Annotated in this window: 36 protein-coding genes and 2 pseudogenes; 23 read left to right on the top strand and 15 right to left on the bottom strand. The window is 66.2% G+C overall.

Annotation, left to right across the window (positions count from 1 at the left end; all coding sequences use genetic code 11):
• The first annotated feature begins 14 nt into the window (after positions 1-14).
• From GE300_RS20025 to GE300_RS19985, 9 genes and pseudogenes are all read left to right on the top strand, one after another.
• Positions 15-932, top strand: a complete 918-nt coding sequence (locus tag GE300_RS20025) for an ABC transporter permease (RefSeq protein WP_154449279.1) — start codon at positions 15-17, stop codon at positions 930-932.
• A 16-nt stretch (positions 933-948) separates the two neighbouring features.
• Positions 949-1,866 (top strand): ABC transporter permease, encoded by a 918-nt coding sequence (locus tag GE300_RS20020; protein ID WP_154449278.1) that lies wholly within the window; start codon positions 949-951, stop codon positions 1,864-1,866.
• Positions 1,859-3,496 carry an ABC transporter ATP-binding protein gene (locus GE300_RS20015; RefSeq protein WP_154449277.1) on the top strand — a complete coding sequence of 546 codons (1,638 nt, stop codon included), beginning with the start codon at positions 1,859-1,861 and terminating at the stop codon, positions 3,494-3,496. Before GE300_RS20020 ends, GE300_RS20015 begins: the two co-directional genes overlap by 8 nt.
• Complete coding sequence (locus GE300_RS20010; protein WP_233417236.1) at positions 3,496-4,239, top strand: 2-keto-4-pentenoate hydratase; 744 nt, start codon at positions 3,496-3,498, stop codon at positions 4,237-4,239. The genes GE300_RS20015 and GE300_RS20010 overlap by 1 nt, the downstream gene beginning before the upstream one ends.
• A gap of 29 nt (positions 4,240-4,268) precedes the next feature.
• Positions 4,269-4,931, top strand: coding sequence for an RraA family protein (locus tag GE300_RS20005; RefSeq protein WP_154449275.1), 663 nt, complete (start codon positions 4,269-4,271; stop codon positions 4,929-4,931).
• 67 nt (positions 4,932-4,998) lie between these two features.
• Positions 4,999-5,784: an SDR family oxidoreductase gene (locus GE300_RS20000; RefSeq protein WP_154449274.1), complete on the top strand. Its 786-nt coding sequence runs from the start codon at positions 4,999-5,001 to the stop codon at positions 5,782-5,784.
• A 9-nt stretch (positions 5,785-5,793) separates the two neighbouring features.
• On the top strand, positions 5,794-6,516 hold the full coding sequence (locus GE300_RS19995) for a ribonuclease activity regulator RraA (protein WP_154449273.1): 723 nt from the start codon (positions 5,794-5,796) through the stop codon (positions 6,514-6,516).
• Positions 6,513-7,454 carry a dihydrodipicolinate synthase family protein gene (locus GE300_RS19990; protein WP_154449272.1) on the top strand — a complete coding sequence of 314 codons (942 nt, stop codon included), beginning with the start codon at positions 6,513-6,515 and terminating at the stop codon, positions 7,452-7,454. The genes GE300_RS19995 and GE300_RS19990 overlap by 4 nt, the downstream gene beginning before the upstream one ends.
• 135 nt (positions 7,455-7,589) lie before the next feature.
• A pseudogene (locus tag GE300_RS19985) lies at positions 7,590-8,222 on the top strand (MFS transporter); the annotation flags it as partial.
• Here the strand turns inward: GE300_RS19985 and ccoS are convergent.
• The 8 genes from ccoS to GE300_RS19950 are packed head-to-tail and all read right to left on the bottom strand — an operon-like array spanning position 8,194 to position 13,257.
• Positions 8,194-8,379 (bottom strand): cbb3-type cytochrome oxidase assembly protein CcoS, encoded by a 186-nt coding sequence (gene ccoS / locus GE300_RS19980; RefSeq protein ID WP_233417238.1) that lies wholly within the window; start codon positions 8,377-8,379, stop codon positions 8,194-8,196. The pseudogene GE300_RS19985 and the gene ccoS sit on opposite strands and share 29 nt — an antisense overlap.
• A 35-nt stretch (positions 8,380-8,414) precedes the next feature.
• Positions 8,415-9,212 (bottom strand): DUF2189 domain-containing protein, encoded by a 798-nt coding sequence (locus tag GE300_RS19975; RefSeq protein WP_233417235.1) that lies wholly within the window; start codon positions 9,210-9,212, stop codon positions 8,415-8,417.
• A gap of 11 nt (positions 9,213-9,223) precedes the next feature.
• Positions 9,224-9,385, bottom strand: a complete 162-nt coding sequence (locus tag GE300_RS23325) for a hypothetical protein (protein ID WP_233417234.1) — start codon at positions 9,383-9,385, stop codon at positions 9,224-9,226.
• A complete protein-coding gene (ccoP, locus tag GE300_RS19970; RefSeq protein WP_154449269.1) occupies positions 9,382-10,290 on the bottom strand; it encodes a cytochrome-c oxidase, cbb3-type subunit III in 909 nt (302 codons plus the stop codon). Before ccoP ends, GE300_RS23325 begins: the two co-directional genes overlap by 4 nt.
• The gene (locus GE300_RS19965) at positions 10,287-10,454 is read right to left on the bottom strand and encodes a cbb3-type cytochrome c oxidase subunit 3 (protein ID WP_154449268.1); all 168 of its coding nucleotides are present in this window, start codon (positions 10,452-10,454) and stop codon (positions 10,287-10,289) included. Before GE300_RS19965 ends, ccoP begins: the two co-directional genes overlap by 4 nt.
• Positions 10,451-11,179 carry a cytochrome-c oxidase, cbb3-type subunit II gene (ccoO, locus tag GE300_RS19960; protein WP_154449267.1) on the bottom strand — a complete coding sequence of 243 codons (729 nt, stop codon included), beginning with the start codon at positions 11,177-11,179 and terminating at the stop codon, positions 10,451-10,453. Before ccoO ends, GE300_RS19965 begins: the two co-directional genes overlap by 4 nt.
• Before the next feature lie 4 nt (positions 11,180-11,183).
• On the bottom strand, positions 11,184-12,818 hold the full coding sequence (gene ccoN / locus GE300_RS19955) for a cytochrome-c oxidase, cbb3-type subunit I (RefSeq protein WP_154449266.1): 1,635 nt from the start codon (positions 12,816-12,818) through the stop codon (positions 11,184-11,186).
• A 22-nt stretch (positions 12,819-12,840) separates the two neighbouring features.
• A complete protein-coding gene (locus GE300_RS19950) occupies positions 12,841-13,257 on the bottom strand; it encodes an Rrf2 family transcriptional regulator (protein ID WP_154449294.1) in 417 nt (138 codons plus the stop codon).
• Between the two features lie 88 nt (positions 13,258-13,345).
• Here GE300_RS19950 and GE300_RS19945 point away from each other — a divergent pair, with 88 nt between their 5' ends.
• The 8 genes from GE300_RS19945 to GE300_RS19910 are packed head-to-tail and all read left to right on the top strand — an operon-like array spanning position 13,346 to position 17,961.
• The gene (locus GE300_RS19945; RefSeq protein ID WP_154449265.1) at positions 13,346-13,801 is read left to right on the top strand and encodes a group III truncated hemoglobin; all 456 of its coding nucleotides are present in this window, start codon (positions 13,346-13,348) and stop codon (positions 13,799-13,801) included.
• Between the two features lie 15 nt (positions 13,802-13,816).
• On the top strand, positions 13,817-14,296 hold the full coding sequence (locus tag GE300_RS19940) for a hemerythrin domain-containing protein (protein ID WP_154449264.1): 480 nt from the start codon (positions 13,817-13,819) through the stop codon (positions 14,294-14,296).
• 50 nt (positions 14,297-14,346) lie between these two features.
• A complete protein-coding gene (locus GE300_RS19935) occupies positions 14,347-14,661 on the top strand; it encodes a hexameric tyrosine-coordinated heme protein (RefSeq protein ID WP_154449263.1) in 315 nt (104 codons plus the stop codon).
• Between the two features lie 15 nt (positions 14,662-14,676).
• Positions 14,677-15,006 carry a carboxymuconolactone decarboxylase family protein gene (locus tag GE300_RS19930; RefSeq protein ID WP_154449262.1) on the top strand — a complete coding sequence of 110 codons (330 nt, stop codon included), beginning with the start codon at positions 14,677-14,679 and terminating at the stop codon, positions 15,004-15,006.
• 4 nt (positions 15,007-15,010) lie between these two features.
• Positions 15,011-15,391, top strand: a complete 381-nt coding sequence (locus GE300_RS19925; protein ID WP_407647743.1) for a DUF488 domain-containing protein — start codon at positions 15,011-15,013, stop codon at positions 15,389-15,391.
• Between the two features lie 47 nt (positions 15,392-15,438).
• On the top strand, positions 15,439-16,089 hold the full coding sequence (locus GE300_RS19920; RefSeq protein ID WP_154449293.1) for a 5-formyltetrahydrofolate cyclo-ligase: 651 nt from the start codon (positions 15,439-15,441) through the stop codon (positions 16,087-16,089).
• Positions 16,086-17,285, top strand: a complete 1,200-nt coding sequence (locus GE300_RS19915) for an NnrS family protein (protein ID WP_154449261.1) — start codon at positions 16,086-16,088, stop codon at positions 17,283-17,285. The genes GE300_RS19920 and GE300_RS19915 overlap by 4 nt, the downstream gene beginning before the upstream one ends.
• A 4-nt stretch (positions 17,286-17,289) precedes the next feature.
• Positions 17,290-17,961, top strand: a complete 672-nt coding sequence (locus tag GE300_RS19910; RefSeq protein WP_154449260.1) for an NnrU family protein — start codon at positions 17,290-17,292, stop codon at positions 17,959-17,961.
• A 25-nt stretch (positions 17,962-17,986) separates the two neighbouring features.
• On the opposite strand, the gene pdxY is transcribed toward GE300_RS19910, so the two are convergent.
• The 4 genes from pdxY to GE300_RS19890 all read right to left on the bottom strand — a co-directional run bounded on the left by pdxY (position 17,987) and on the right by GE300_RS19890 (position 20,399).
• Entirely contained in the window at positions 17,987-18,856 is an 870-nt protein-coding gene (gene pdxY, locus GE300_RS19905) for a pyridoxal kinase (protein ID WP_154449259.1), read from the bottom strand.
• Positions 18,853-19,533: an MOSC domain-containing protein gene (locus GE300_RS19900; RefSeq protein WP_154449258.1), complete on the bottom strand. Its 681-nt coding sequence runs from the start codon at positions 19,531-19,533 to the stop codon at positions 18,853-18,855. The genes pdxY and GE300_RS19900 overlap by 4 nt, the downstream gene beginning before the upstream one ends.
• 201 nt (positions 19,534-19,734) lie before the next feature.
• On the bottom strand, positions 19,735-19,950 hold the full coding sequence (locus GE300_RS19895) for a hypothetical protein (protein ID WP_154449257.1): 216 nt from the start codon (positions 19,948-19,950) through the stop codon (positions 19,735-19,737).
• A 101-nt stretch (positions 19,951-20,051) separates the two neighbouring features.
• Complete coding sequence (locus tag GE300_RS19890; protein ID WP_233417233.1) at positions 20,052-20,399, bottom strand: DUF1127 domain-containing protein; 348 nt, start codon at positions 20,397-20,399, stop codon at positions 20,052-20,054.
• Between the two features lie 537 nt (positions 20,400-20,936).
• Between GE300_RS19890 and GE300_RS19885 the strand changes: the two genes are divergently transcribed.
• Together GE300_RS19885 and rnk are read left to right on the top strand one after the other, a co-directional pair.
• Positions 20,937-21,458: a hypothetical protein gene (locus GE300_RS19885; RefSeq protein WP_154449255.1), complete on the top strand. Its 522-nt coding sequence runs from the start codon at positions 20,937-20,939 to the stop codon at positions 21,456-21,458.
• Positions 21,455-21,865: a nucleoside diphosphate kinase regulator gene (gene rnk, locus GE300_RS19880; protein WP_154449254.1), complete on the top strand. Its 411-nt coding sequence runs from the start codon at positions 21,455-21,457 to the stop codon at positions 21,863-21,865. The genes GE300_RS19885 and rnk overlap by 4 nt, the downstream gene beginning before the upstream one ends.
• A 114-nt stretch (positions 21,866-21,979) precedes the next feature.
• Here rnk and GE300_RS19875 read toward each other — a convergent pair whose 3' ends face one another.
• Genes GE300_RS19875 through GE300_RS19865 form a run of 3 tightly spaced genes read right to left on the bottom strand, consistent with a single transcriptional unit; the run spans position 21,980 to position 23,651 of the window.
• Positions 21,980-22,708, bottom strand: a complete 729-nt coding sequence (locus GE300_RS19875) for an RNA polymerase sigma factor (RefSeq protein ID WP_154449253.1) — start codon at positions 22,706-22,708, stop codon at positions 21,980-21,982.
• A complete protein-coding gene (locus tag GE300_RS19870; RefSeq protein ID WP_154449252.1) occupies positions 22,708-23,232 on the bottom strand; it encodes a cupredoxin domain-containing protein in 525 nt (174 codons plus the stop codon). Before GE300_RS19870 ends, GE300_RS19875 begins: the two co-directional genes overlap by 1 nt.
• Complete coding sequence (locus tag GE300_RS19865) at positions 23,232-23,651, bottom strand: hypothetical protein (protein ID WP_154449251.1); 420 nt, start codon at positions 23,649-23,651, stop codon at positions 23,232-23,234. Before GE300_RS19865 ends, GE300_RS19870 begins: the two co-directional genes overlap by 1 nt.
• Positions 23,652-23,821: 170 nt before the next feature.
• Here GE300_RS19865 and GE300_RS19860 point away from each other — a divergent pair.
• The 4 genes and pseudogenes from GE300_RS19860 to GE300_RS23935 form a co-directional block, all read left to right on the top strand.
• Positions 23,822-24,316 (top strand): annotated as a pseudogene (locus GE300_RS19860) (transposase); the annotation flags it as partial.
• Positions 24,317-24,360: 44 nt separating this feature from the next.
• A complete protein-coding gene (locus tag GE300_RS19855) occupies positions 24,361-24,996 on the top strand; it encodes a VapE domain-containing protein (protein ID WP_233417232.1) in 636 nt (211 codons plus the stop codon).
• Between the two features lie 234 nt (positions 24,997-25,230).
• On the top strand, positions 25,231-25,743 hold the full coding sequence (locus tag GE300_RS19850; RefSeq protein ID WP_154449249.1) for a crossover junction endodeoxyribonuclease RuvC: 513 nt from the start codon (positions 25,231-25,233) through the stop codon (positions 25,741-25,743).
• Positions 25,733-25,786: hypothetical protein (locus tag GE300_RS23935; protein ID WP_154449292.1), on the top strand; the 54-nt coding region annotated here is incomplete at its 3' end. The genes GE300_RS19850 and GE300_RS23935, both read left to right, overlap by 11 nt.

The following is a 25,786-nucleotide window of genomic DNA, read 5'->3' as shown; positions in this document are numbered from 1 at the left end:
GGAGGACAAGCCACATGGCTTACTACCTGACCAAACGAACGATCTGGAGCGCGGTGTCGCTATTCGGGCTGGTCGTCTTCGTATTCTTCATGGCCCGCCTGACCGGGTCCCCGGTGGATCTGTACTTGCCCATCGATGCCCCGGAATCGCTGCGGGCGGATTTTGAGCGCATTCACGGCTTCGACCTGCCACTCTGGCAGCAGTTTGTCGGCTTTCTCGGCGGGCTTCTCACCTTCGATTTCGGTGAATCGCTCCGCCAGGGTCTGCCGGCGCTTGACCTCGTGCTTCAGGCGATGCCCACCACGTTGTTGCTGGCGCTTTACTCGATCGGCACCGCGCTGGTCGTCGCCATCGTGACCGGGGCATTGGCCGCGTGGAAGCCGAATTCGATCTTCGACCGCATCGCGACGGTTCTGTCGCTTCTGGGGGCCAGCCTGCCGAATTTCTGGGTGGCTATCGTCGGCGTGCTGATCTTCTCCGTGACCCTGCGCTGGGTGCCCACATCCGGGACCGGCTCCGCCGCGCAATGGGTGCTGCCGGTGCTGGTTCTGGCGATCCGCCCGGCGGGTCTTCTGGTCCAGGTGGCGCGCAGCTCGATGATCAGCGCCCTTTCCTCGGCCTACGTGAAGACAGCGCAGGCCAAGGGAGCGGCCCCGGCACGGATCATCTTCATCCACGCCCTGCGCAACGCGATGCTGCCGGTGATCACCGTGGCGGGAGACCAGGCTGCCGGGATCATCAACGGCGCTGTGATCGTCGAGACCATCTTCGGCTTTCCGGGTGTCGGGAAACTGCTGATCGACTCGATCATGTTCCGCGACTTCGCCGTGGTTCAGGCCGGGGTCATGGTCACCGCCGTCGCCATCTTCGTCCTGAATTTCTCGATCGACATCGTCTACGCGGTGCTCGACCCGCGCACCAGGGGCCAATGAAATGGATGTTGCAATCATGACCACTCAAACCGCAAATCCCGAGCGTCCCAAGCCCGCACTCTGGTCGATTCTGGCGCTCCTGCGCCGGGACAAGTTCGCCCTGATCGCCGCCGTCTTCCTGTCGATCACGCTGCTGGCGGCGCTGATCGCGCCCCCGCTTCTGGGCGGAACCGGGATCGACATGGACCTGATGGCGCGCAACGCGCCGCCTTTCGAGCTCGAACGCGGCTTCTGGCACATCCTCGGCTCTGACTCTCTTGGGCGCCCGATTCTGGCGCGGATCCTGATCGCCGCGCAGACCACGCTGCTGATCGCGGCCGCCGCCGTCGCCCTGTCGATGGTCGTCGGTGTGACGCTCGGCCTGATCGCCGGCTATCGCGGAGGCCTGGTCGGCGACGTGATCATGCGCCTCACCGACATCGTGATGAGCTTCCCCTCGCTGCTTCTGGCGCTGGTGGTCCTCTACATCTTCGGCCCGGCGATCTCGAACGTTATCCTCGTTCTCGCGATCACCCGCGTGCCGGTCTACCTGCGCACCACCCGCGCAGAGGTCATGGAAATCCGCAACCGCATGTTCGTGATCGCCGCGGAAGTGACGGGCGCATCGGTGTTTCGCACGGTATTCCGCCACATCCTGCCGATGGTCGCGCCCACCATCGCGACGCTGATGACGATCGAGTTCGCCTTCGTGATGCTGGCAGAGGCAAGCCTCAGCTTCCTGGGCCTCGGCGTGCAGGCGCCTGAATTCACCTGGGGCGTGATGGTCGCCGAAGGCCGCGCCTACCTGGCGACCGCCTGGTGGCTCTCCTTCTGGCCGGGTGTTTTCATTGCACTCGTCACGATGTCCCTCAACCTTTTGTCCAACTGGCTCCGCATCGCGACCGACCCGGTCCAGCGCTGGCGCCTCGAAAAGGAGGTAGCCTCCGATGAGTGAGACACTTCTCGAAGTAAGCAACCTGAGTGTCGAGTTCCGCTCGAGCCGCGGCATCACGAAAGCCGTACAAAACGTTAGCTGGTCCGTCGCGCGTGGCGAGACGCTCGCGATCCTCGGCGAAAGTGGCTCCGGCAAGTCGGTCAGCGCGAACGCCGTCATGGGGCTGATCGACAGCCCTCCGGGGCACATCACCTCCGGGACCGCGATGTATCGCGGTCGGGACCTGCTGAAGCTCTCCAGATCGCAGCGCCGCGACATCAACGGCAAGTCGATCTCGATGATCTTTCAGGACCCGCTGGCGCATCTGAACCCGGTCTACCCCATTGGCTGGCAGATCGAGGAAGTCCTGCGGATCCACGGCGCCAGCGCCTCCGAGGCGCGGTCCCGGGCCATCGAGTTGCTGGAGCACGTGAAGCTGCCGAATGCCCGCGAGAGGCTGCGGGACTACCCGCACCAGTTCTCGGGGGGGCAGCGGCAGCGGATCATGATCGCTATGGCCGTCGCGCTGCGGCCCGACCTGCTGATCGCGGACGAGCCCACGACGGCGCTGGACGTGACGGTGCAGGCCCGGATCCTCGAACTGATGAAGGATCTGCAGCGCGAAAGCGGTATGGGCATGGTCCTAATCACCCACGACCTTGGGGTTGTCGCCCAGATAGCCGACCGGGTGGTCGTCATGAAGGACGGCAAGATCGTCGAGACCGGTCCCGTGACAGAGGTCTTCAAGGACCCCTCACACCCCTACACCCGCCAACTACTCGATGCGGTGCCTGGGCAGGAGCCGTTCCGCCATGTCGAACAGAAACGGGAAGTGCTGGTCGAGGGCAAGAAACTGGTAAAGGAATACATCCTGTCTTCGAACCCGTTCAAGCGCAATGCGGCCACGGTCACCCGCGCGCTCGACGAGGTCAGCTTCAAGCTGCACGCGGGCGAGACGCTGGGTATCGTGGGCGAGTCTGGTTCCGGCAAGACCACGCTGGCGAGGACCCTTCTGCGCCTGACAGAGCCGACAAGCGGCGAGATCGCCTACAAGGGCGGGAACGTGTTTTCGCTGAAGGGCGGCGACCTGCGCGACTTCCGCCGCAAGTTGCAGGTCGTTTTCCAGGACCCAACCGCCTCGCTCAACCCTCGCATGAGCATCTTCGAGATCGTTTCGGAACCATGGGCAATTCACCCCGGCGTACTGCCGCGCGAGAAATGGCGGGCCGAGGTCGAGGACCTGCTGGTCCAGGTTGGCCTGAGGGCCGAACATGCTGACCGCTACCCGCACCAGTTCTCGGGCGGGCAGCGGCAGCGCATCGCCATCGCGCGGGCACTGGCGCTCAGGCCCGAGATCATTCTCTGCGACGAAGCGGTGTCGGCGCTCGACGTGTCGGTGCAGGCGCAGGTCATCGCACTACTGAAGGACCTGCAGAAGAAGCACGGCTTAGCCTTCATTTTCATAGCCCACGACCTGCCGCTGGTCCGCGACTTTGCCGACCGGGTGATGGTGATGTGCAAGGGCAAACTGGTGGAGGAAGGCACAACCGAGGAGATCTTCTCGAACCCGCAGGACCCCTACACGGTCGAATTGATCGCGGCGAGCCCGCATCACGACCCCGACGCCCACGCCAGGTACGGGACAGCATGATGGACAAGACACTGATAGAGAGTGCTGCCAACCGGATCCGGGCCGCGCGGCAGACAGGCCGGATCTCCGACCTGCCGCCGGACTTGATCCCGCGGGACGAGGCGCAGGCATATGCGATCCAGGACATACTGCTTCCGGCAGAAGAGATCGCCGGATGGAAGGTCGCGCCCGCCAGCCCGACGAAGGGCCACCGCGGATCGCCGATGTCGGTTCAGGCCGTCATCCCGGACGGCGGTGCCCTGCCGCAAAGCGCGGTCGCGCCGGAGGTGGAGGGCGAAGTGGGCTTCGTGCTCAGCAAGCCGGTGCCCCTGGACGGCACGCGCGAAGACGTGCTGGACGCGATCGCGGGCCTATGTCTCGCCATCGAGGTGCTCGACTCCTGCTTCACCGACCGCAAATGCGCCGACCCTATGAGCGCGCTGGCCGATTTCCAGAGCAACGCGGGCGTGGTGATCGGGCCGCTTAAGACAGACCTGACCGGCCTCGACCTGTCCCGCCTGCGCCCGGTCTTCTTGACCTCGGACGGCGAGACGCTGGAACCGGCCAAGCCGATGGCGTTGACGGAGGCGGTGCTGGACGCGGTGCTCTGGCTGGCACGGCACGCCGCCCGTCGCGACAGGCCGCTGCAACCGGGTCAGGTGGTGATCACCGGCGCCCGTGTCGGGCCCGTACCGATTGCACGCGGCCAGACCTTCCGGGTCGAGGCCGACGGCTTCCAAGGAGCCGCGATCCGGCGCGACTGAACGAAACTCCAACTCAAAAGGTGACCAATATGATGGGATCCCGAATCCTGGAGGTGCCCGCGCGGCCGTCCTCCGACCTGCTGGCGAAATTCGCCGACCTGCCCGTGGCCAATATCAGCGACGTGATGGCGCGGCTCGATGCTGCAGGCCCACGTATCCGGCCGCTGCATTCCGGCGGCGTGCTCTGCGGACCGGCCTTCACGGTCAAGACCCGTCCCGGCGACAACCTGCTGATCCACCATGCGCTGGACACGGCTTCGCCGGGTGACGTGATCGTCGTGGATGGCGGCGGCGATTTGAGCAACGCGCTGATGGGCGAGATGATGCTGGCCCATGCCGAACAGCTGGGCCTTGCCGGTGTAGTCCTGAACGGCGCGATCCGCGACTACGGCTATGTCCGCAGCCACGCCTTCCCCGTCTATGCCGCCGGGATCACCCATCGCGGCCCCTACAAGAACGGCCCCGGCGAGATCAACGTGCCCGTCGCGCTGGACGGAATGACCATCGCCCCGGGCGACATCATCGTCGGCGACGAGGACGGCGTTGTCTCGGTGCCGCTGGCTGAGGCCGAGGCAGTGCTTGCCGCCGCCGGCAAGAAGCACGCAGCCGAGTCGGCCCAGATGGAGGCGATCATGGCCGGGACCGTGGACCGGACATGGGTGCAGAAGGCGATGGAGAAACTGTCGGCCTGACCCGGCCGGCCGGCGGCCCGGACAGGGCGGCGGCGAAGACATTCTGAAGAAGTTCGAGGAAGATGAGATGGATCTGGGAATTGGAAAGAAAACCGCGCTGGTCCTTGGCGCCGGAGGCGGGCTTGGCAGCGCGATCGCGGCAAGCCTCGCGGCCGAGGGCGCGCGGGTGGTGGCCGCGGATATCGACCCCGACGCCGCGGGCAAGACGGTCGAGGCCATCAAGGCAGCGGGCGGCACCGCGATGCCCCTGCAATGGGACGTCGCCGACCTCGACGTGATCGACGGGCATGTCGGCAAGGTAGAGGCCGAGTTCGGGCCCGTCGACATCCTCGTCGCGATCACCGGCGGCCCGCCACCGGGACCGGCATCGGGCCAGTCGGCAGAGACCTGGCGCAAGTTCTTCGATTCGATGATCGTCTCGGTCATGGCGATCGCCGACCGGGTCCTGCCCGGCATGCGGGAGCGGAAATGGGGGCGGATCGTCGTCTCGACCTCGTCCGGCGTGGTCGCGCCGATCCCGAATCTCGGGATCTCGAACGCGCTGCGCCTGTCGCTGGTCGGCTGGTCCAAGACCGTCGCGGCAGAGGTCGGCGCCGATGGCGTGACCTGCAACGTGGTCATGCCGGGCCGCATCGCCACCGGTCGCATCACCTTCCTCAACGAGAAGAAGGCCGAGCGCGAAGGCCGCAGCGTCGAGGACGTCCGCGCCGAGAGCCTCGCCGCCATCCCGATGGGCCGCTATGGCGAGCCGCGCGAATATGCCGACATGGTGGCCTTTCTGGCGTCGGACCGAGCGGGCTACGTCACCGGATCGCAGATCCGCATCGACGGCGGCTACATCCCAAGCATCTGAGGACATGATATGACGAACGAATCTGCGGCCCCGCTCGACGCGGCGGCCATCGAGACGCTCAAGGGCGTGACCACCGCCACCCTGACGACCATCCTTCTGAAGAAGGGACTGCGCAATGTCTGGATCCGGGGCGCCATGCCGCTCCGGCACAGGCAGGAGCGCGTGGTCGGCCCCGCCTTCACGTTCCGTTTCGTGCCGGCGCGCGAGGACCTGGCAACCCCGGCCAGCTGGGGCAGCCCGATCTCGACCAGGGCGGCCATCGAGGCAATGCCCGAAGGCGCCTTCGCGGTGATCGACGCCATGGGCATCGCCGATGCCGGCGTCTTCGGCGACATCCTCTGTGCCCGCATGGTCAAGCGCAAGTCGGTCGGCATGATCACCGACGGCGTTGTGCGCGACCTCGAAGGCGTGCTGGGCACCGGCCTGCCGGTCTGGTGCCGGGGCGCCGCGGCGCCGCCCTCGGTCGCCGGGCTGACCTTCGTCGGCTGGGAGGAAACCGTCGGCTGCGGCGGCGTGTGCGTGATCCCCGGCGACACCATCGTGGCCGACCGCGACGGCGCCGTGGTGATCCCCGCCGCCGTCCTAGGCGATGTGCTGAAGGAGGCCCCGGAACAGGAGCGCATGGAAGGCTGGATCGTGGACGAGGTGGGCCGCGGAGAAGTGCTGCCCGGCCTCTACCCGATGAACGAGTCCACCCGCGCCCGCTATGACAAATGGAAGGATAGCCAATGATCGGCACGGATACGAAAGGCGTCTTCGCCATCGCGCCCACGCCCTTCACCGAGGACGGGTCGCTGGAAGTAGCCTCGCTGGGTCGGATGACCGAATGGTACCTCGACCGCGAGGTCGACGGGATCACCATCCTGGGCATCATGGGCGAGGCGCAGAAACTGCGGCCCGAGGAAAGCCTGACCGTGGTGCGGGAGGTGATCGCCGCCGCCGCGGGCAAGCCGATCATCGTCGGCGTCTCGGCGCCCGGTATGGCGGCGATGCACGACCTTGCCGCAGCGTCGATGGACGCGGGCGCGGCGGGCGTGATGATGACACCTCCGGGCACGATGCGGACCGACGACCAGATCTGCGGCTGGTTCGCCAATGCGGTCGAGGCAATCGGCCCGGACACGCCCTGGGTGCTACAGGACCACCCGACGGTGACCAGCGTACTGATGTCACCCGGCGTGATCCGCCGGGTTGTCACGGCGCACGACGCCTGCGTGATGCTGAAACACGAGGACTGGCCGGGGCTGGAAAAGATCAGCGCGCTCCGCGACTGGCAGGCGGCGGGCGACATGCGACCCCTGTCGATCCTCTGCGGCAACGGAGGACTGTTCCTGGACCTGGAGATGGGGCGCGGCGCCGACGGCGCCATGACGGGCTACGCCTTTCCCGAAATGCTGCGGCGCGTTGTCGACCTGTCCGCCGCGGACCCGGAAAAGGCGGCGGACATTTTCGACGCGCACCTGCCGCTGTTGCGCTACGAGCACCAGTCGGGCATCGGGTTGACAGTCCGCAAGCAGATCCTCGCGCGTAGGGGGGCGATCGCAACGCCCGCCTTGCGCGCACCCGGCCCGAAGCTGAGCCCGCGCGCTGCGGCAGAGATCGACCGCCTTCTCGCCCGCGTGGAGAAGCGTGACCCTGGCTGCGGCATGTCGTTGCGCAAGGCAAGCTGACCTGAGCCACCCATCCCGCTCGGGGATGCCCAACGAGGATCGTTCGGCCCGGAGACGGACTGGGCCGGACGATGTTCCGTGCGCCGCAGGCAATGCGGCACACCTCCGTAGATTTTAGGATGTGGCCCTGAGCCGATGGCAAAGAAACAGATCCTCGGCCCGATCATCTTCCCGATGCTGGCCTGCGGGTTTCTCGTGCAGGTCCTCGTATCAGTCCTGCGCATCGCGACCAGCTATCGGGCGATGGCCGAGGGGCACGGCTCCGAGGTCATCGGCCAGATCGCAGCGGTCTTTGCGCTGCTGCCCGTTCTGTTCACCGTCTTCATCGGACGCCAGAACGACAATGGCCGGCTACGCGAGATCGTCACCACCGGCGCGGCGGGGGTGCTGGCCGCGGCTGTGCTTCTGGCAGTGATCCCCAACGGACTTGTCGTGCTCTTCGTAAGCAACGCCATTCTCGGGATCAGCCAGACCCTGTTGCTGGCAGGTTTGCAGATCGCGACCTCCCGCAGTTCCAGCCGTGCGCACCGGGACGTCGTTCTGGGGAATTACATGGTCGCCATATCGCTGGGGCAGGCCGCAGGCCCGCTATTGATAGGGTTGAACGAATTGCCCGGGATGCTTCAGGTCTCGGTTGCGGCCGGGGCACTCGCGCTGTTTTCTACCGCCATGGTTCTGGTTCGGCGCCTGCCGTCGCGCCGCCCGGTCGGACCCCGCCCCAAACGCAGCCTGCGTGCCGTCACCATGACACGCGGACTTCCATGGCTGATGACCTTGGGCGGAGTCTGCGTCGCGGCACAGGACCTGCTCCTGGCGTATCTGCCGGTTCCGTCGCGCCGATCACCCGCCAGGCATTGCCTTCGAGATCGTCGAACTGTTGGTGGCGCATGGCCCAGATGAATGCTCCGAGCCCGATCAATCCCATGCCGATGGAAACGGGTATGAGAACCAGCAGGGCCGTCATTCCGTATCTCCTCCGATCGCGCGCCAGGCATGCCATGTCCCGTGGCCGAGCACCGGGAAGACGACGACGAGCGCCAGAAGTCCGGTGGCGGCCGACACCGCCATGCCGACGGTGATGATCCCGCCCCAGGCGATGCAGGGCGCGAGGTTGCGCGTGGTCATCGCCAGGCTCAGGCCCATGGCGGTCAGGGCGTCTCGGCGCTCGATCATCAGCATCGGCACCGAAAACAGGCTGAGCGAGAACGCGAACGCGGCGAAGAGCCCGCCGACCAGGCTGCCGACGACGAGGAGCGCCCAGCCGGTGGGTGTCGTGAGGACGTTGGCGAGCGCGTCTCCGGCGAGCGGAACGGGCGCGAGTCCGAAGAAGAGTGCATAGAGCAGGTCCGCCGCCCGCAGCCAGAACAGGACGAGAAGCCCGAGCAGGAGACCGGCATAGGCGAGCTGCGCGCCGGCGGCCGGGCGTGCCAGCAGCATCTGCCGGAGGGTTGCGCGGTCGCCCTCTTCCTGCCGACGGCTCTGTTCATAGAGACCGATGGCCAGGAACGGCCCCACGATCAGGAAGCCCGAGATCGCGGGCAGCGCCAGGTAGAGCAGCCCCGCGGCCCAGAGCGCGCCCAGCACGCCATAGGAGATCACGACGAGGAGCGCACCGTAGGCGAGGCCCTGCGCGGGGGCCGAACGCAGATCGCGCCACCCGGCAGCAAGCCAGTCAAGCGCCGCCTTCGCCGGCAGTCCGCGTGCCAGGCTGGAGCCGGGGCGTTGGGGTGGTCGGAGTGTCGGAAGCGGTTCGAGCATAGGCGGACCTCCTAGCAGGCGCGTTTCGCGGGCGCGGCGGCGCCATCCTCGGCCACGCAGGGCGGTTGCGAGCCGAAGGCGACCGCCAGAAGATGGGCGTTTGCGCCGACGACGACCGTCACGGCGAGCAGGGCAGCGAGCACGGCCAGCCGTTTCTGCGCGGTGGCGGTCATGGGGTGCCTCCCGTGGTGTCATCGCCGAGTCCCGCGACGTAGACGGCGAGAAGATTGATCTCGGCGTCGCTCAGCCGATCGGACCAGTATGGCATGAGGCCCTGGCGCCCGTTCCGAAGCGTGTCCATCACGCTCGCTTCATCCTGCCCGTAGATCACCGCATCGTCGGTCAGTGCCGGTGCGCCGTTCATCAACCCGCCGCGGCCGCGCTCGCCGTGGCATGCTACGCAGTTTTCCTCAAAGAGTACCGCGGCCGGGCCATCGTGGTCAGCTCGTCCGCCGGAAAGATCCGATACATACCCGGCCAAGGCGTGGCGGTCGGATCGCTCCATCCAGTCGAAGGCGGGCATCTGAGCCCACCGGGTATCCGGATGTGTCGCGTTGATGCCGACCTGAAGCGTCGTGGCAATCGTTTCGGGGTCTCCGCCCCAGAGCCAGTAATCGTCGGACAATACCGGAAAGCCCGGGCCGCCCATCCCCTCGGTGCCGTGGCAGGCGGCGCAGTTGTCCTGGTAGAGCCGCTCGGCAGCGGGGCGCGCGCGCGCCATCAAGGCCTCGTCCGCGGCGATGGCGTCGAAGTCCGGATCGTCGAATGCAGCAAGCCACGTCTCGCGGCGGGTCTCGACCCGGCCAAGGCTCTCCATCGCCATCTCGTTCTGGTCGAGCCCGAGCAAGCCGCGCGTGTAGTCGCGCCCGAGTGGCCAGGCAGGCAGCAGAATCCAGGCGATGATCGAGTATACCACGGTGATCACCAGCGCGATCAGCGCCACCTTCGGGAAGGGGGTGTTGAGCTCCCGTATCCCGCCCCAGTCGTGGCCGGTCGTGTCGTAGCCGGTAACCGGATCGATGTCGCGGTTGCCGGTATGCGGATCGGCCCCGGGGAGGGCTTTGGGGTCGGTGGTCATCGGCGCCCCTCCGCGGTTTCGGAACCGAGGATCGACCGCGCGATCCTCTCCTGCTCGGCGCGGCGCTTGGGATTGTAGGCGCGGATCAGCACGATCAGGAAAAAGCCGCCCATCCAGATCGGCCCGAAGATCTTGGCGAACAGCACCAGCGTCTCGTGGCTCATCGCGTCTCCTCCGCAAGCATCTCGTAGGGGGCGTCGGTCAGCGTGCCGAGCGATTGCAGGTAGGCAACAAGCGCATCCATCTCGGTCAGGCTCGACGGGTCCCCGTCGAAGGCGCGCACGGCGATGTCCTCGCCGTAGCGCTCCAGCAACCCGTCGACGCCGTCGCTGTCGGGCCGAGCCTGTGCCCGGGCATCGGCAAGGGCATTCTCGACCATTGTCTCGTCGTAGGGCACGCCAAGGCGCGCGAGCGTCGCGAGGTTGCCCTCGATCAGATCGGTTTCGAGCGGCCTGGTCAGCCACGGATAAGCGGGCATGATCGACACGGGGATCACGCTGCGCGGATCGATGAGGTGCGCGACGTGCCAGGCGTCCGAGTATTTCTCGCCGACGCGGGCAAGGTCGGGCCCCGTGCGCTTCGATCCCCAGAGCATCGGCCGATCCCACGCGCTTTCCGCCGCCAGCGAATAGGGTCCGTACCGGTCGATCTCGTCGGCGAGGCTGCGCACCATCTGGCTGTGACAGGCATAACAGCCCTCGCGGATGTAAATCTCGCGCCCGGCAAGCTCCAGCGGCGTGTGCGGGCGCAGATCGTCGGGGATCTCGACCGTCTGCTCGATGGTGAAGAGCGGCGCGATTTCCACGATGCCGCCCACCGAAGCCACCGCAATGATGGCGCCGACGAGACCCATGGATATTTTCTCGAGATTGTAGTGCAGCTTCAGCATGGCATCACTCCGCCGGCTGCGCCGCGAGCGGACGGTCGGTGGCGTCCACCCGATCGCCCGCGGTCCGCATGGTGGCCCGGCAGTTGAGCGCGCAGAGCACGGCGCCGGCGAGGAACAGCGTTCCGCCGAGGGTGCGCGCGGCGTAGTAGGGCAGCATCGCCTCGACCGACTGGATGAAGCTGTAGGAGAGCGCGCCGTTCTCGTCGTAGGCGCGCCACATCAAACCTTGAGTGATGCCTGCGTTCCAGAGCGCGACGACGTAGACCAGCGTGCCCGCGACGGCGAGCCAGAAATGCCATTCGATGGCCTTGGGCCAAGCCATGGTGTCACGTCCCGAAAGGCGCGGCACCAGCGTGTAGATTGCACCGAAGACGATCATGGCCACCCAGCCCAGTGTTCCGGAATGGACGTGCCCGACCGTCCAGTCGGTGTAGTGCGACAGCGAATTGACCGGCCGGATGGCGAGAAAGGAACCTTCGAACGTCGAAAGGCCGTAGAACACCGCCGCCACGAACATGAAACGGAGCGTGGCGTCGTCGCGGACCTTGTGCCAGGCGCCGTTGAGCGTGGCGATGGCATTGCCGGCCGAGGCCCAGGAGGGCACCAGCAGCATGACCGAGAAGGTCATGCCCAGCGTCTGCACCCAGTAGGGCAGCGCGGTGTAGTGCAGATGGTGCGAGCCCGCCCACATGTAGAAGAAGACGATGCCCCAGAAGCTCAGGATCGACAGCCGATAGGACCAGATCGGCCGCTGCGCGCGCACCGGCAGGAAATAGTAGAGCATGCCCAGGAACCCGGCCGTCAAGAAGAACGCCACCGCGTTGTGGCCATACCACCACTGGATCATCGCATCCTGCACGCCGGCCCAAACGGGGAAGCTCTCGGCGCCTGTCCAGCTGACCGGGAGAGCGAGGTTGTTCACGATGTGCAGCAACGCCACCACCAGGATGAAGGCCATGTAGTACCAGTTCGCGACGTAGATATGCGGCTCCGCCCGGCGCGCGAGCGTGCGGATGTAGAGCACGAAATAGGTCACCCAGACGATCGTCAGCCAGATGTCGGCGTACCATTCCGGTTCGGCATATTCCTTGGACTGGGTGGACCCCATCAGGTAGCCGCTCGCCGCCCAGAGGCAGAAGAGGTTGTACCCGATCAGCACGACCCACGGGCTTACCGCATCGGCCAGCCGGGCCCGCGAGGTCCGTTGCAGCACCCAGAACGAGGTCGCAATCAGCGCGTTGCCGCCGAAGCCGAAGATCACCCCGGACGTGTGCACGGGCCGCAGGCGGCCGAAGCTCGTCGCCGGCCAGGGGGGCGTTGCCTCGGGCCAGTACATCAAGGCGGCCAGCCAGACACCGACGCCCATGCCGATCACCGCCCAGATCAGTGTCATGACGATCCCGAAGCGCGTCGGCGCGTCGTAGTAACGGGTCAGGCGGTCCTCGCCCTGTTCGGGGTGATCGTAGAGCGCGCCGCCGATGGCGAAGATGAGCACCAGGCCCAGGATCAGGGCCATGCCGCCATGGACGGCCATCGGTCCCGTCCTGGCCGCCGCTGCCATGGCCAGGCCGAGCACAGCCAGCGCGACCGACAGGCCGAGCCCGATGCGTCTTTCCCGGAGCGTCAGGGTTGCGATCATGTCTGTCTCCTGTCTCTCGGGGTCAGGCCGCGCGGGCGGGTTTCAGGGCGATGTCGGCGAGCGTGGACCGGTCGAGATCGGCGAGAAACGCCGCTTCGGCGGAACGGAGGCGGGCCTTCAGGCGACACTGGCCGTCGATCGAACAATCGCCACCGTCGGCCGCGAAGCACTCGACAAGCGGCTGACCCTCCTCCAGCAACCGGACGATTGCGCCGAGGCGGATCTCGCTCGCCGGCTTTGCGAGAACGGCGCCGCCGCCGCCACCGCGCCGCGTCTCGATCAGCCCGCCGCGGGAGAGCCGCTGCATGATCTTCGCAAGGTGGTTGCGCGACAAACCGAACTCGTCGGCCAGCTCGGCGGAGGAGTAGGCGCGTTCCGGCTCGCTCGCCATGCGCATCAGCATGCGCAGCCCATAATCGGTGAAGGAGGTGAGGCGCATGGTTGCCGAGTTCCGCTCTGAATAGGCATTTACAATACCGATTAGCAGATATAGGCTGTTTTGCAAGAGCGGAATGCCGGAGCAATCGATGACGTCGCCGAACGCCAAGCCACACATCGCCTCGGCGAGACCCGAGATGACCGCTTCTATCATGGCCGAGACGGGTCTCGACGAGCGGGTGCTGCGCGCACTCGTGGAGCGCTTTTACGACAAGGTGCGTCGGGACGCGGTCCTCGGCCCGATCTTCAAGGCCCGGATATCCGACTGGGCGCCGCATCTCGACCGCATGGTGGTTTTCTGGTCATCGGTCGCACTGATGACCGGAGGCTATCACGGGAAGCCGGTGCCGGCTCATGCGCGACTGCCGGTCGAGCGGGCACATTTCGAGCGGTGGCTCGCCCTGTTCCGAGAGACCGCTGGCGAGACCTGCACGCCAGCGGGCGCCGAGCACGTGATCGAGCGCGCAGAGCGCATCGCCCGCTCCCTGAACATCGCGGTCGAGCAGGCAAGAGCCGGCCCGGACGCCGTTCCCAAGCTGTGCTGAGGCGAGGAGTGCCCGATGACCGAAGCCGCCCCCATCTACGACGCTGCCGAGCTGACCCGCTATATCGAGACGCGCTACCACGCCCGTCACCGCAGGCAACTGACCAGCTTGGTCAAGTTGGCCGAAATGGTCGAAGATCTGCATTGCGACGACGTTGGCGTGCCAAAGGGGTTGGCCGACCTTCTTGCCGAAATGGTCGGCGAGATGGAGGTGCATATGAGGAAGGAGGAACTGATCCTCTTTCCGGCCATCCGAAGGGGTGGTGGACCCGGAATCGAAGATCCGCTTGCGGCAATACGTGCCGATCACGACGGTCACGCACGTGAGATCAGCAGGATCCGAAGCCTGACGCACGACATGAACCCGCCGCGGGGCGCGTGCACCAGCTGGGCAACGCTCTATGCCGAGCTTGCTGAACTCGTCGACGATCTGACAGAGCACATCCGACTGGAGAATGACGTGCTGTTCCCACAGTTCGACGGGGTGTCCAAATAATTTTTCAGGGTAGGCACCGTCCGACCGCTAGTAAAAAAGGAGCCAGAACCATGCGAAAGATATCCGCCACAATCATCTGCCTGGCCGCGCTCGCAGCCGGGCCAGCGATCGCACAGGAGGCGTCTCAAGACCCTGCCGAGGAAACCTGGCTGCCGAGCCTGATGACCGAAACGCCGGCCGAAGGGTTCGACCTTGCCGTCTCGATGGCACGGAAGGCGGTGACGACGACGCAGACCGACATCGACGCGCTGCACGCGCTGCGGCCCAACTATGCACACGATCCGCAAAGCCTGATCGACGTGTCCGGCGTTGTCGCGGACTACTTTGCGACGGTCGCTGCGGCCAACGACTACTGGCGCGAATAGCGAGGGGTCACGCCGATGTCCGAACTTCGCTTTCCCAAGCCCACGCGTGAAATGGCTGAGCGCCGCAAGGCGCTCGCCCCCGATGCGGAGGACGCTTTCCGGGCGTTCTCGAAGGCCGTCTTCGCCGAAGGCGCTCTTGACGCGCGGACGAAGCAGCTGATCGCCGTCGCGGTTGCACATGTCACGCAGTGCCCGAGGTGCATCGACGGTCACGTGAAGGCCGCGCGCCGGGACGGGGCGTCGAACGAACAGATCATGGAGGCGATCTGGGTGGCGGCCGAGATGCGTGCCGGTGCGGCCTACGCCCATTCGATCAAGGCGCTCGAGCTGATGGACGAGGGCTGACGCCGTGGCATCGGGTGGCAGGGTGAGTGTCGCGCGGGTGTACGACGACGTCGGCGAGACGTCGGGCGCACGAATCCTCGTCGATCGCATCTGGCCGCGCGGGATCTCCAAGGAAGACCTGAAGCACGACGACTGGATCCGCGAGGTCGCGCCGTCCTCCGAGCTTCGCAAGTGGTTTGATCACGACGCGGAAAAGTGGCCGGAGTTCCGCCGCCGCTACCTGTCGGAGCTGGAGGACAATTCCGACGCGGTCGGGCGATGCCTTGACTGGTGCCGAAAGGGACGCGTCACGCTGCTCATCGCCGCCAGAGACCGAGAGCACAACCAGGCCGTCGTGCTGCGCGATCACCTTTGCGCTCTGCTCGACGCGGAGGGCTTTCCTTGACTGAGAGGCGCAAAGACAGTCCCGGCCGCTACGCCTCATCGCCCTGCATGGCGCAGGAGGTCGCGCCGGATTATTTCGACCCGCTCGCCGTCGATCCGCAGCAGGCCCGCGACGTGGCGCGGTGGCGCCGGAGCGAACGCACGCGACTGCGGGCCGAGCGCGACGCCTTGAGCGTGGCTGACCGCAAAGCCGTCGGCGCGGCATTGATCGCCGGTCTGCGTGGGTTGCTGGAAGAGCGTTTCGACGGCGCGCGCGGCCGTGTCTTCTCGGCCTACTGGCCGATCAAGGGAGAGCCGGACCTGCGCCCGCTGATGACAGAGCTTCACGAGAAGGGCGTGACCGTGGCCCTGCCGTTGGTGGAAGTGAAGGCCGCGCCGCTGGTGTTCCGTCGCTGGACCCCCGAGGCGCGCATGGTGCGCGGCGACTGGAACATTCCGGTGCCGTCGCCCGACGCCGCCGTCGTCGAGCCCGATATCATGCTGGCCCCACTGGTGGGCTGGGACGATGCCGCCTATCGCCTTGGCTATGGAGGCGGCTATTTCGACCGGACGCTTGCCGCGCTGTCGCCGCGCCCCGCCACCATCGGGATCGGGTTCCAGTCATCGCGGCTGGCGACGATCTTTCCGCAGCCGCACGACATCCCGCTCGACGTCATCCTGACCGAGGTGGGCGTGCAGGTGTCGGGAGAGCGGAAATGAGCACGACCGCGGAACAGATGCGCGCCTGGACCGGACCCGCAATCCTGACCTACGGCTTCCGACCGTTTTTCCTCGGCGGCGCAATCTGGGCCGCATTGGCCATGGCGCTCTGGGTGTTCATGCTGACAGGCAGGATAGACCTCCCGACGGCCTGGGACCCGGTCGGCTGGCACGCGCATGAGTTCCTGTTCGGTTATCTCGGTGCCATCGTCGCGGGCTTCCTGCTCACCGCCGTGCCAAACTGGACCGGAAGGCTGCCTATCGTGGGATGGCCGCTTGGCGGCCTGTTCGCGCTCTGGTTGCTGGGTCGGCTGGCCGTGCTGATCTCGGAGGGGCTGCCGGCGATAGCCGTGGCCCTGGCCGACCTGGCATTTCCCGTCACGCTCGCCGCCGTCATCGCCCGCGAGATCGTGCGCGGCCGGAACTGGCGCAACCTCATCGTGCTGGCGATGCTGGCTGTGCTTATCGCCGGAAACGCGATCTTTCATTGGGAGGCCGCGCGCGGGGATGATGCGGCCCGGGGCTACGGGCTGCGCCTTGGACTTGCCGCGGCGATCCTGATGATCGCGGTGATCGGCGGCCGGATCATACCGTCTTTCAGCCGCAATTGGCTCGTCAAGCGCGGACCCGGCCGGCTGCCTGTCCCGCCGATGCAGATCTTCGACAAGCTCGCGCTGATGGCGCTCGTAGGCGCATTGCTGCTCTGGGTGGTCCTGCCCGTCGCCCCGGCAAGCGGCGCGGCGTTGATCGCCGCGGCCGGGGTGCATTTCTGGCGTCTCGCGCGATGGGCGGGCGCGCGGACATGGACGGAGCCGCTGGTGCTGGTCCTGCATGCCGGCTACGCTTTCGTCCCGCTCGGGGCGCTGATGCTGGGTGCGGCGATCCTCCGGCCGGATGCGGTGGACCTGGCGGCAGCGCAGCATGTGTGGATGGCTGGGGCCATCGGGCTGATGACACTGGCGGTGATAACGCGGGCGACGCTGGGCCATACCGGCAGGACGCTGACCGCCAGCCCCGGGACACAGGCGATCTACGTGGCCGTGATTCTTTCGGTGGCCTTCCGGCTGCTCGGTGCCGCGCTTCCGGCGTACGCCAGCACGCTGCACGCGCTGTCTGGACTGGCCTGGATCGCAGCCTTCGGCAGCTTCTGCGCGGTTTATGGGCCCGGTCTGCTGGCGGCCCGACCTGACCGCTAGCGGCATGGGTTGGATTGTCTTCGCCGCCGCGCTTGCCGCGTTCTTCATCCTGCACTCGGTGCCGCTGCGCCCGCCGGTAAGGACCTGGCTTGTCGCCCGGCTTGGCCCGGCCGGGTTCGGGATCGCCTATTCGGTCCTCTCGATCGCGCTGCTCGGAGCCGTCTTTGTCGCCGCCCGTCACGCGCCGCGCGTCGCGCTCTGGGGTGAGCCTCCTCACGCCGGGAGGATCGTTCTGGCGGCGATGATCCTCGCCGCGACGGTCCTCGCCTTCGGTCTGGGTAGGCCCAACCCGCTGTCCTTTGGCGGTGCGCGCAACGCCGCCTTCGATCCCGAGAAGGCGGGCCTCCTCCGCTGGGTCCGCCATCCGGTCTTGGCCGCCTTCCTGCTGTGGTCGGCGGCGCATCTGGTCGCCAACGGCGATCTCGCCCATGTGCTGCTGTTCGGCAGCATGGCGGCTTTCTCGCTGATCGGCATGGCGATGATCGACCGAAGGCGCCGGCGCGAGATGGGCGAGACCGCCTGGCGGAAGACGGTCGCCGACATGCGCGCCGCGAGGCTGCGGCCCACGCCCGGCACCGTCCTGCGACTTGCGCTGGCTCTGGTGGCGGTCGCCGTGCTGGTCCTGCTGCACCCATGGATCGCGGGCGTCGGCGTGCTCTGGCGCTTTCTGCCGTAGGGGGCCGGTCCGCGGGTGCCCAGCCTCAATCGCCGCCCGCTGCGACTATGGCGTCCAGCGCGGCGGTGATCGGCATTTCCGCCCACGGCTCGGTCCCGGTGCGCGACAACGCCACCCCTACGCCAGCCACTGCGCGGGCCACCGCCGCCTCCAGCTCCGTTCCCAATGCAATCCGTGCGGCGACAAGCCCGGCGAACAGATCGCCCGTGCCGGCAGGACGCACCGGCAGTCGGTCGACCTCGACCGAGGCGCAGCCGCGCGCCGTCGTCGTGACGGTGGCCAGCCGTGTGGGCCGCGAGGGCACCGGCACCGAGGTCGCGACCACCGCCGGGCAATCCAGAACGGCCCGGGCTTCGGAAACGGCGTCCGGACCAGTGACCTGAATGCCCGAGAGCGTCTGAAGTTCGAAGGCGTTGGGCAGGATCACGTCGGCTAGCGGCACCAGTTCGTCGCGGAACGCCTCGCGTAGGGGCGCATTGGCGAAGTGGCCCAGATCGCTGTCGCCCATGACCGGGTCGCAGGCATAGACGAGGCGCGGATTGACCGCGCGAACCTGCCGCACGAAACCGGCCACGGCCGACGCTGTCTCTGCCTGGCCCATGAAGCCGGACAGGATCACCGCCGCGCGCGTGCCCAAGTCGCGCTCGAGAAGACCCGTCAGGATGTCGGCGACGAGATCGGCGTCCAAGATGCAGCCGCGCATCGTGGGATAGTGGGGGTGATTGGACAGCAGCGTCGTCGGAACTTCGACCACATCCACCCCGCAGGCGCGCATCGGAAGGGCCGCGGCCGAGTTGCCAACATGCCCGAAGGCCACCTGGCTCTGGATCGAGATGACAAGGGGCAGACGACGGGCATTGCCCCCGGTTACCTCGGCGTTCGATGCACTGCTCATTGCGGAGTCTCGATACGCCGCGACCAATCCTCGGTCCGGCCGCTGCTCAGGCGCACCTCGGCGAGAGCGCGCCAGCGCTCGGGCAGTCCGGGCAGGGCGGCAAAGGCGGCAAGCGCCGCGCGATCAAGTGTGTTGCAGTAGAGCAGGTGCCAGACGCGGTCGAGGGGCCAGTCCGGATGCGGCCGCGCGACCAGATGCGCGGTGTCGCCGGCGGAAATCTTGCCCTCTTCGAGAACGCGGAAGTACCACCCGGTGCGACCGGTGTCCTGCACCCGCCGCGCCATGTCCGTTCGGCCGAAGCGGAGGTTCAACCTCCAGCAGGGCTGGCGGGACTGGCTGACTTCGAGCAGAGCATACCCGAGCTGCCAGCGGTCCCCGAGGCAGACATCCGCCTCTACCGCCCCTTCAACCACTAGGTTCTCGCCGAAGGCACCCGGTCGCATCTCGGCAGCCAGATCCGGAAGATCTGCCGTCCAGAGCGGATAGTTCTGCACCGGATAGGCGTGAACCGCCTTGTCACGGCCGCCGTGATGGCGGCGGTCACCCTGCTCGTCGCCTTCGAGGCCATGCGCTAGTGCCGCGACCGAGCCCGCGACGGGTACTTTTCGGATCCCGCTTGGTATGTTCGCGGGGCCGAGCGGGGCGAGAGTGCCAACGCGAACTTCCACAACACGCATGGGCGCGCCCCCTTTTTGACCGCGGCATGCTAGAGGTCTCGTCATTCCACGTTTTTTCTACGGCACCGATCAGATGAGAGCCAGACAGCGTCCACATGGCCTGCTTTGACAAACACCGCGGGCGAAATCTGGTGCTCTCAGCTGAGATCGAGCAAGGTCGGCGAGGCGAGATATGCCATGATCGGAGGCCATCCGGTCACGTCATGTCGTCGATCGGGTCTCACGGTGGTCGCATCCTTGTTCTCTGCCATGCTGCATTGGCATGACGCCAACGTTGCGCTTTTCATCGCGACCGTCGGTCGGTGCTTCGGAACGTTCGAAGGTCGAGGACGATGAGGCACCGGAAGAACCGTCGTTGCCCGTCTTTCGGAACAGGTGCGGGAATAGTTCTTCGAAGTCGGCTTTGCAGATCATCATGGCTTTGCCCCGTATTAAGTGTGCCGCGCCACTCCGTCTAACCGGATGGCGACTTTGAGCGTCACCCCGCGGGGGTGACGCGCCTGCTGTCTCTTTGCCGTTCAGGCTGCAAGCCGGCCGATGTCATCGGGCTGCTTTTCCGGATACCGGTTCGTGGCTGGACGATTGTCTTCGTGGACCATCGAAGGCTGCTTCGGGCGAGCGATCGGCGCCATGTCGAGTTCGCGGTCGCAAAAACTCTCCACCAGACGCGGGATCTGACCGCGAACGATCCCGATGTCCTGAAGGATCCAGTCGTCCAACCGGTTGAGTTCCGCGATCATCCGGCGGCGTTTCCAGTTGCGCACAGCGGAACGCCACCACGCAGGAAGGAAGCCCGCGCCGGATTGTCCATTCAGTTCCGAACGATGATAGCGAGCGTGATGTTGATGATTGTAGAAGGGAAACATGCCGTTCTCCATACGATGAAGCTGATCCCGAACCGGCGCCAGGTTATCTCGCATGGCAGCGGGCGCTCATGCGCACCGGCAGGTCACATAAGAATCATGACGCCGATCATCGGTGTTGAGTTGTTCAGGAGATACCCCGCAGGCATGAACCGGACATCACGTCCGCTCCCGCCCCGGGGTTACCGGCGGTTCAGCAGATTTCCCGCAAAACGCAGGAACCTCGTATGAAGCAAGATCCGAGCCATGAACTTGATATGGGCCAGTGCCTTTCGGTTTGCAACTGACCAAGGCGCCCAACAAGACTCATGAGCGCGGAACCGCTCGTCGCCAACCAGCGTGAGCTCGGTCGAGATTGACGGGCGGCCTGCATCCACCTACGCTGTTGGTATGAACATGAGGCTCGCACAAAAGAGATTTCTCCTGCTGAGCCGCCCGCTTCCCCGGGCGGTCTAGGCGCGCTCACGTCGCCTGTCCTCCTGGGGCTTCCTCTTCATCCGAAGGTAAAGCTGGCCGCGATCGCGCGGCAGGAGGACGGGCATGAAACATCACGACACGTCACGACATATATCCGGACCATTTTGTATTGAGTCGTCCGCAGGCACTGCGGCTACGCCTGTGCTGACAAAATGGGATCGCGACGAAATGGTCCGACACTTGGCGGACCAAGAGGTTCAGCGGCACCCGGTGCTGGCGCATGTCATGAAACACAAACTTGCAACTTCGCAAAGGCCAGCAGCTCCGCTGGATCAATGCAACGTCACGGGCAATTGTATCGTGACCTATCGGGTGGGAAGCGGGCCGAAACGGGTCGGCCTGCTTTGCCACTGGGCGCGAACTGAAACGATCGGCGTCATGCCGGTCCGGTCGTTGCTTGGCGCAACGCTGATCGGGATGAGCGTCGGCCAGAGCGCGCCGTTGATCCTGGCGGATTGCTCCATCGAGCGGGTCCGGGTGCTGGCTGTCACGGTTCCTTCAGAAGCGTCCCGTGCGCGTCGGACTGGTCCGCATCTGAGACTGGCGGCTGACGATGCCAAGACCTCAATGGAGTGTTTGAAATGAACAGTATTGTAGCGCGGTCCACACAAAAGCCGCGGATCGTGATCAACGCCGACGAACTGGAACGTCTCGAGGCGCTCGCCGAAGGCGCACTGAAGCGCAATGCCCCGCTTGGAGAGCGACTGCTCGAGGAAATCGGACGTGCCCGGATCGTTTCCGCAAAGAAGATGCCGCCGAACGTGGTCGGTATCGGCAGCACGGTCAGATATCTCGACAACACAACAGGCCGGGAGACCTCGATCACCCTGGTCTATCCGGAGGATGCCGATATCGGGCAGCAGCGCGTGTCGGTGATGACGCCGATCGGGGTCGCATTGCTCGGCCTTGCCGAAGACGCGTCGTTCTTCTGGGACACTGTGGGAGGACAGCGCAGGACGCTCACGGTGATCGAGGTGAGGCAAACCCGATAGCCCGCAGGTACTCTGACAGTCGCTGCCACGTGTAGCGCAACGAGAATAGAAGAACGGGTTCAGGCCGGGGCACTTCCAACACGATGCCCCGCCCCACAAATATGGTCTCTGACTTCAAGGCAGTTGCCGCCCCCCGCGCAAGGCGGCCACCACGCGATCGGCCATGCCGGCGCAGCGGGCGCCGTCGAAGGGGAAAACCGTCTCGAAGCCGCCGCGCAGCTCTGCCTCTAGCGCGGCGCGCAACCGGCGGCGGGCGCGGAAGAGCCGCGTCTTCACCGTGATCGGATTGAGCGAGAGATCGGCAGCGATCTGACGCACTGGCACGCCCTCGACCTCGTGAAGCAGGAAGGGCAGACGCATGTCGGAGGGCAGCGCAGCCACCGCGCGTTCCATCAGCGCGCGCATCTGCGCCCGGCCGAGCGCGGCCTCTGGCCGCTCGGGCCCTGCGCCGGGGAAGGACAGGATGTTGGCGGGATCGGCGGTATCTTCGGTCACCGTGTCGTAGCTTTCCACTGGGCGCGTGCGGCGTTGGTGCATCCGCGCTGCATTGATGGCGATGCGGGTGATCCAGGTAGAAAACGCCGCCTCGCCGCGGAACTGGTCAATCTTGCCGAAGGCGGCAAGGTAGGCCTCCTGCACGACCTCTTCCGCCTCGGCATCGCTCTCGACGATCCCACGCGCCACACGGAAGAGGCGCGGGTTGAGTCGCCGGACCAGTTCGCGCACCGCCGCCACGCGGCGGGCTTCCTCCGGTCCGGGGCGGGCAGCGGAGACCAGATCGGCCTCGGCCGTGCTGGGGCCGATCTCCGATGCAGGCGTCTTGCTGCGGGTGGTCGGTGCCATCACGTCTCCTCGGGGTCGATGCGTCCTCGGTCCAGTATGGCCTCGACCGCCGGAAAGGCGCGCAGCGCCGCCTCGGGCAGGTCGCCCGTATCTTCCGCAGGATCCTGCCAGACCGCGTCCGTGGGGCGGCCAACCACGATCCGACCGACCATGGCAGCCATCTCGTGCGGAAGGCAGTAGTAGTCGTAGACGCCGGGCACCTCGAGAGCAACTTCGAAGCTCTCGTCCGGCAGCAGGAAATCGCTGTTCCAGGGCGCGGCCCCGTCGGGAATATGTGCCACCCGGTCGAAAAGCTCGGGATGGTAGGCGGTGGCGGTATGGCTGTTCACAGGGTCGTGGTTGACGAAGCGCAGGGTCGTGCCGGGCGTGATGGCGAGGCCGATGGGATTATACCAGACGCGCTCGCCGCGCGGCGTGCCGCGCATCTCGATCACCTCGACCTGTTGCGCACGGAGCAGGGACGGCATCGCGAGGGTGGCGAAACCGCCACCCCCGGCCGCCAGAATATGGCGACGTGTCAGCATCACTCGGCCAGGCGCTCGCGGGCTTCGGCGTCGTGGAACAGCACGACATGGGCATGCGGTGCCTCGACGCCCGGATGGCCGGCGTTGTAGTAGATGTCGACGCTGGACACGTTGTGATTGCCGACGTGCAGGTTGTCGTAGGAGGTCCCGTTCTGCAGTTCCTCGAGCGGCGTCATGTAGATAGTGGCCGACAGGTTGCCGTCAAGGTCGTAGCCCAGGAATGGGCCGGCCGGCAGCGTAGCGGGGTCAACGAAGAGTGTGCCGAGGCCGGGAAGGTAATCGGGCAGCGGTAGCGTCTCGCTAACGCGGACATAGGGGGCGCCGGGCGGAATCTGGGCCAGCGCCTCCTTTTCATGGGCCAGCGTCGGCAGGGCGGTGACGGCCAGAAGGCCGGCGGCGAGGGCGAATGCCTTGGTCATGGGTGATCCTTTCGTGTTCCCGTTGGGAGAGCGGCTTCTTCGCCGTCTCGATCAGTTGGATGCAGGCAGACGCGAAAGGTTTCCGAAATATGGAGAATTCTTCCTCTTTTTTGGGACTGTCTCAAATTCTGTGCATCGGGCCATGATGATGAACGAAGGAGGATCATCGCATGGCCATTTCGAAGAAGGTTCTGGACGAACTGCTGGGCGACCGCGACCCGAACGACGTGTTCAGCAAGGACGGGTTGCTTGACGACTTGAAGAAGGCTCTGGCGGAGCGGATTCTGAACAGCGAGTTGGACGAGCACCTGGAGAACGAGCACGGATCGGGCAGGACGAACCGTCGCAACGGCACGTCGCCGAAGACGGTGCAAACGGAAAGCTCGAAGGTGCCGCTGGACATTCCGCGCGACCGCGCCGGCACCTTCGATCCGCAACTGATCGCAAAATACCAGCGCCGGTTTCCCGGCTTCGACGAGAAGATCGTCTCGATGTACGCCCGTGGCATGACGGTGCGCGAGATCCAGGGCCATCTGGAGGACATTTACGGCGTCGACGCCTCGCCGGCGCTGATTTCCCGGATCACCGACACGGTGATGGACGCGGTGAAGGAATGGCAGGCCCGCCCGCTCGACGCCTGCTATCCGCTGATCTTTTTCGATGCGAACGGCAGGTCGTCGCGCGGATCAAGTCCGCGACCGGTATCGGCATGTCGGTCCTGACACAGCAGCTGGCCGAGCTCCGCCGCCGCGTGAACGCCACCGGCGATCCGCACACGCCGATCCCGAAGCCCGCCTGGTTCAGGCGCCTCCGGCTCGATCTCGCCGGCGCGCCCGAGCGGAACGAGGCCAACGTCATTGTCGCGCTGACCTCCGATCCGGGCTTCGCAGGCGTGCTCGCCTTCGACGAGTTCGGACAGGAGATCGTGGTGCGTCAGCCGCTGCCGTGGGACGCCGGAACCGCCTCCCTGCCGCGCCCCTGGGAAGACGCCGACGACATCCGCACCGCCGAATGGCTGCAACTCCGCGGCATCAACGTGGCCCCGGTCGTCGTCAGCCGCGCTGTCGGCGCCGTCGCCCGCGAGCTGCGCATCCATCCCGTCCGCGACTGGCTCGACACCCTGACATGGGACGGCACGCCCCGGATCGAGACCTGGACCGGCACCTATCTCGGCGCCGAGCCCACGGCGTTCAACCACACCATCGGCGCGCTCTGGCTGATCTCGGCCGTCGCCCGCATCTACCGCCCCGGCGTGAAGGCCGACCACATGCTGATCCTCGAGGGGCCGCAACGGAAAAGGTCGGGAACATGTTTTTCTATACGAAAAGAGAAGGACCCCCGTTAGGGATACCGAGGTTGGGACCACATCTGAGCAAGATATTGGATTAAAACGATAAAGGGCTGTCCCAACCCCCTCGAAGGTTGGGACCACGCGTTCGGAGGTTGGGACCGGGACGGGCAGCGCGTCGATCTTCGCCGGCCGCGCCGTCCCTGGTCGTTTTCGCTTTGGACGGGGACCGCCGGATGCTACATCTGGCGGTGACCGAAGCCGAAGGCCCACAACTTGTGAGCCTTCACGATGAACACTCCGATCCCCGCGCAGGACGTCCGCCCCGAGCCGGGCGCGATCAACCGGTCCTGCATCCTTGCCCTCGACCTCGGCACCACGACCGGCTGGGCGCTCCGCAGCCATGACGGACTGATCACCAGCGGCACGGTCAGCTTTCGGCCCGGACGCTTCGACGGCGGCGGCATGCGCTACCTTCGTTTCACCAACTGGCTGACCGAACTCGACCGGCTGTCCGGGCCCATCGCCGCGATCTGGTTCGAGGAAGTCCGCCGACACGCCGGCACCGACGCGGCCCACATCTATGGCGGGCTGATGGCAACCCTGACCTCATGGGCCGAACTGCGCGGCGTTCCCTACGAGGGCGTTCCGGTCGGGACGATCAAGCGCCACGCGACCGGCAAGGGCAATGCGCCCAAGGAGACGATGATCGCTGCGGCGCGAGCACGAGGGTTCTCGCCCGCCGACGACAACGAGGCCGACGCGATTGCCAGCCGGGCAGCGCATCGTCTACATGACCCATGATCATGTCGGACATCTGGGCATCTTCGTCTCGGGGTCCGTCGCG

The sequence above is a fragment of the Halovulum marinum genome (assembly GCF_009697225.1).
Classification (GTDB): domain Bacteria; phylum Pseudomonadota; class Alphaproteobacteria; order Rhodobacterales; family Rhodobacteraceae; genus Halovulum; species Halovulum marinum.
The sequence above is the reverse complement of the archived record's forward strand: the minus strand, read 5'-3'. Positions and strand labels throughout refer to the sequence as shown.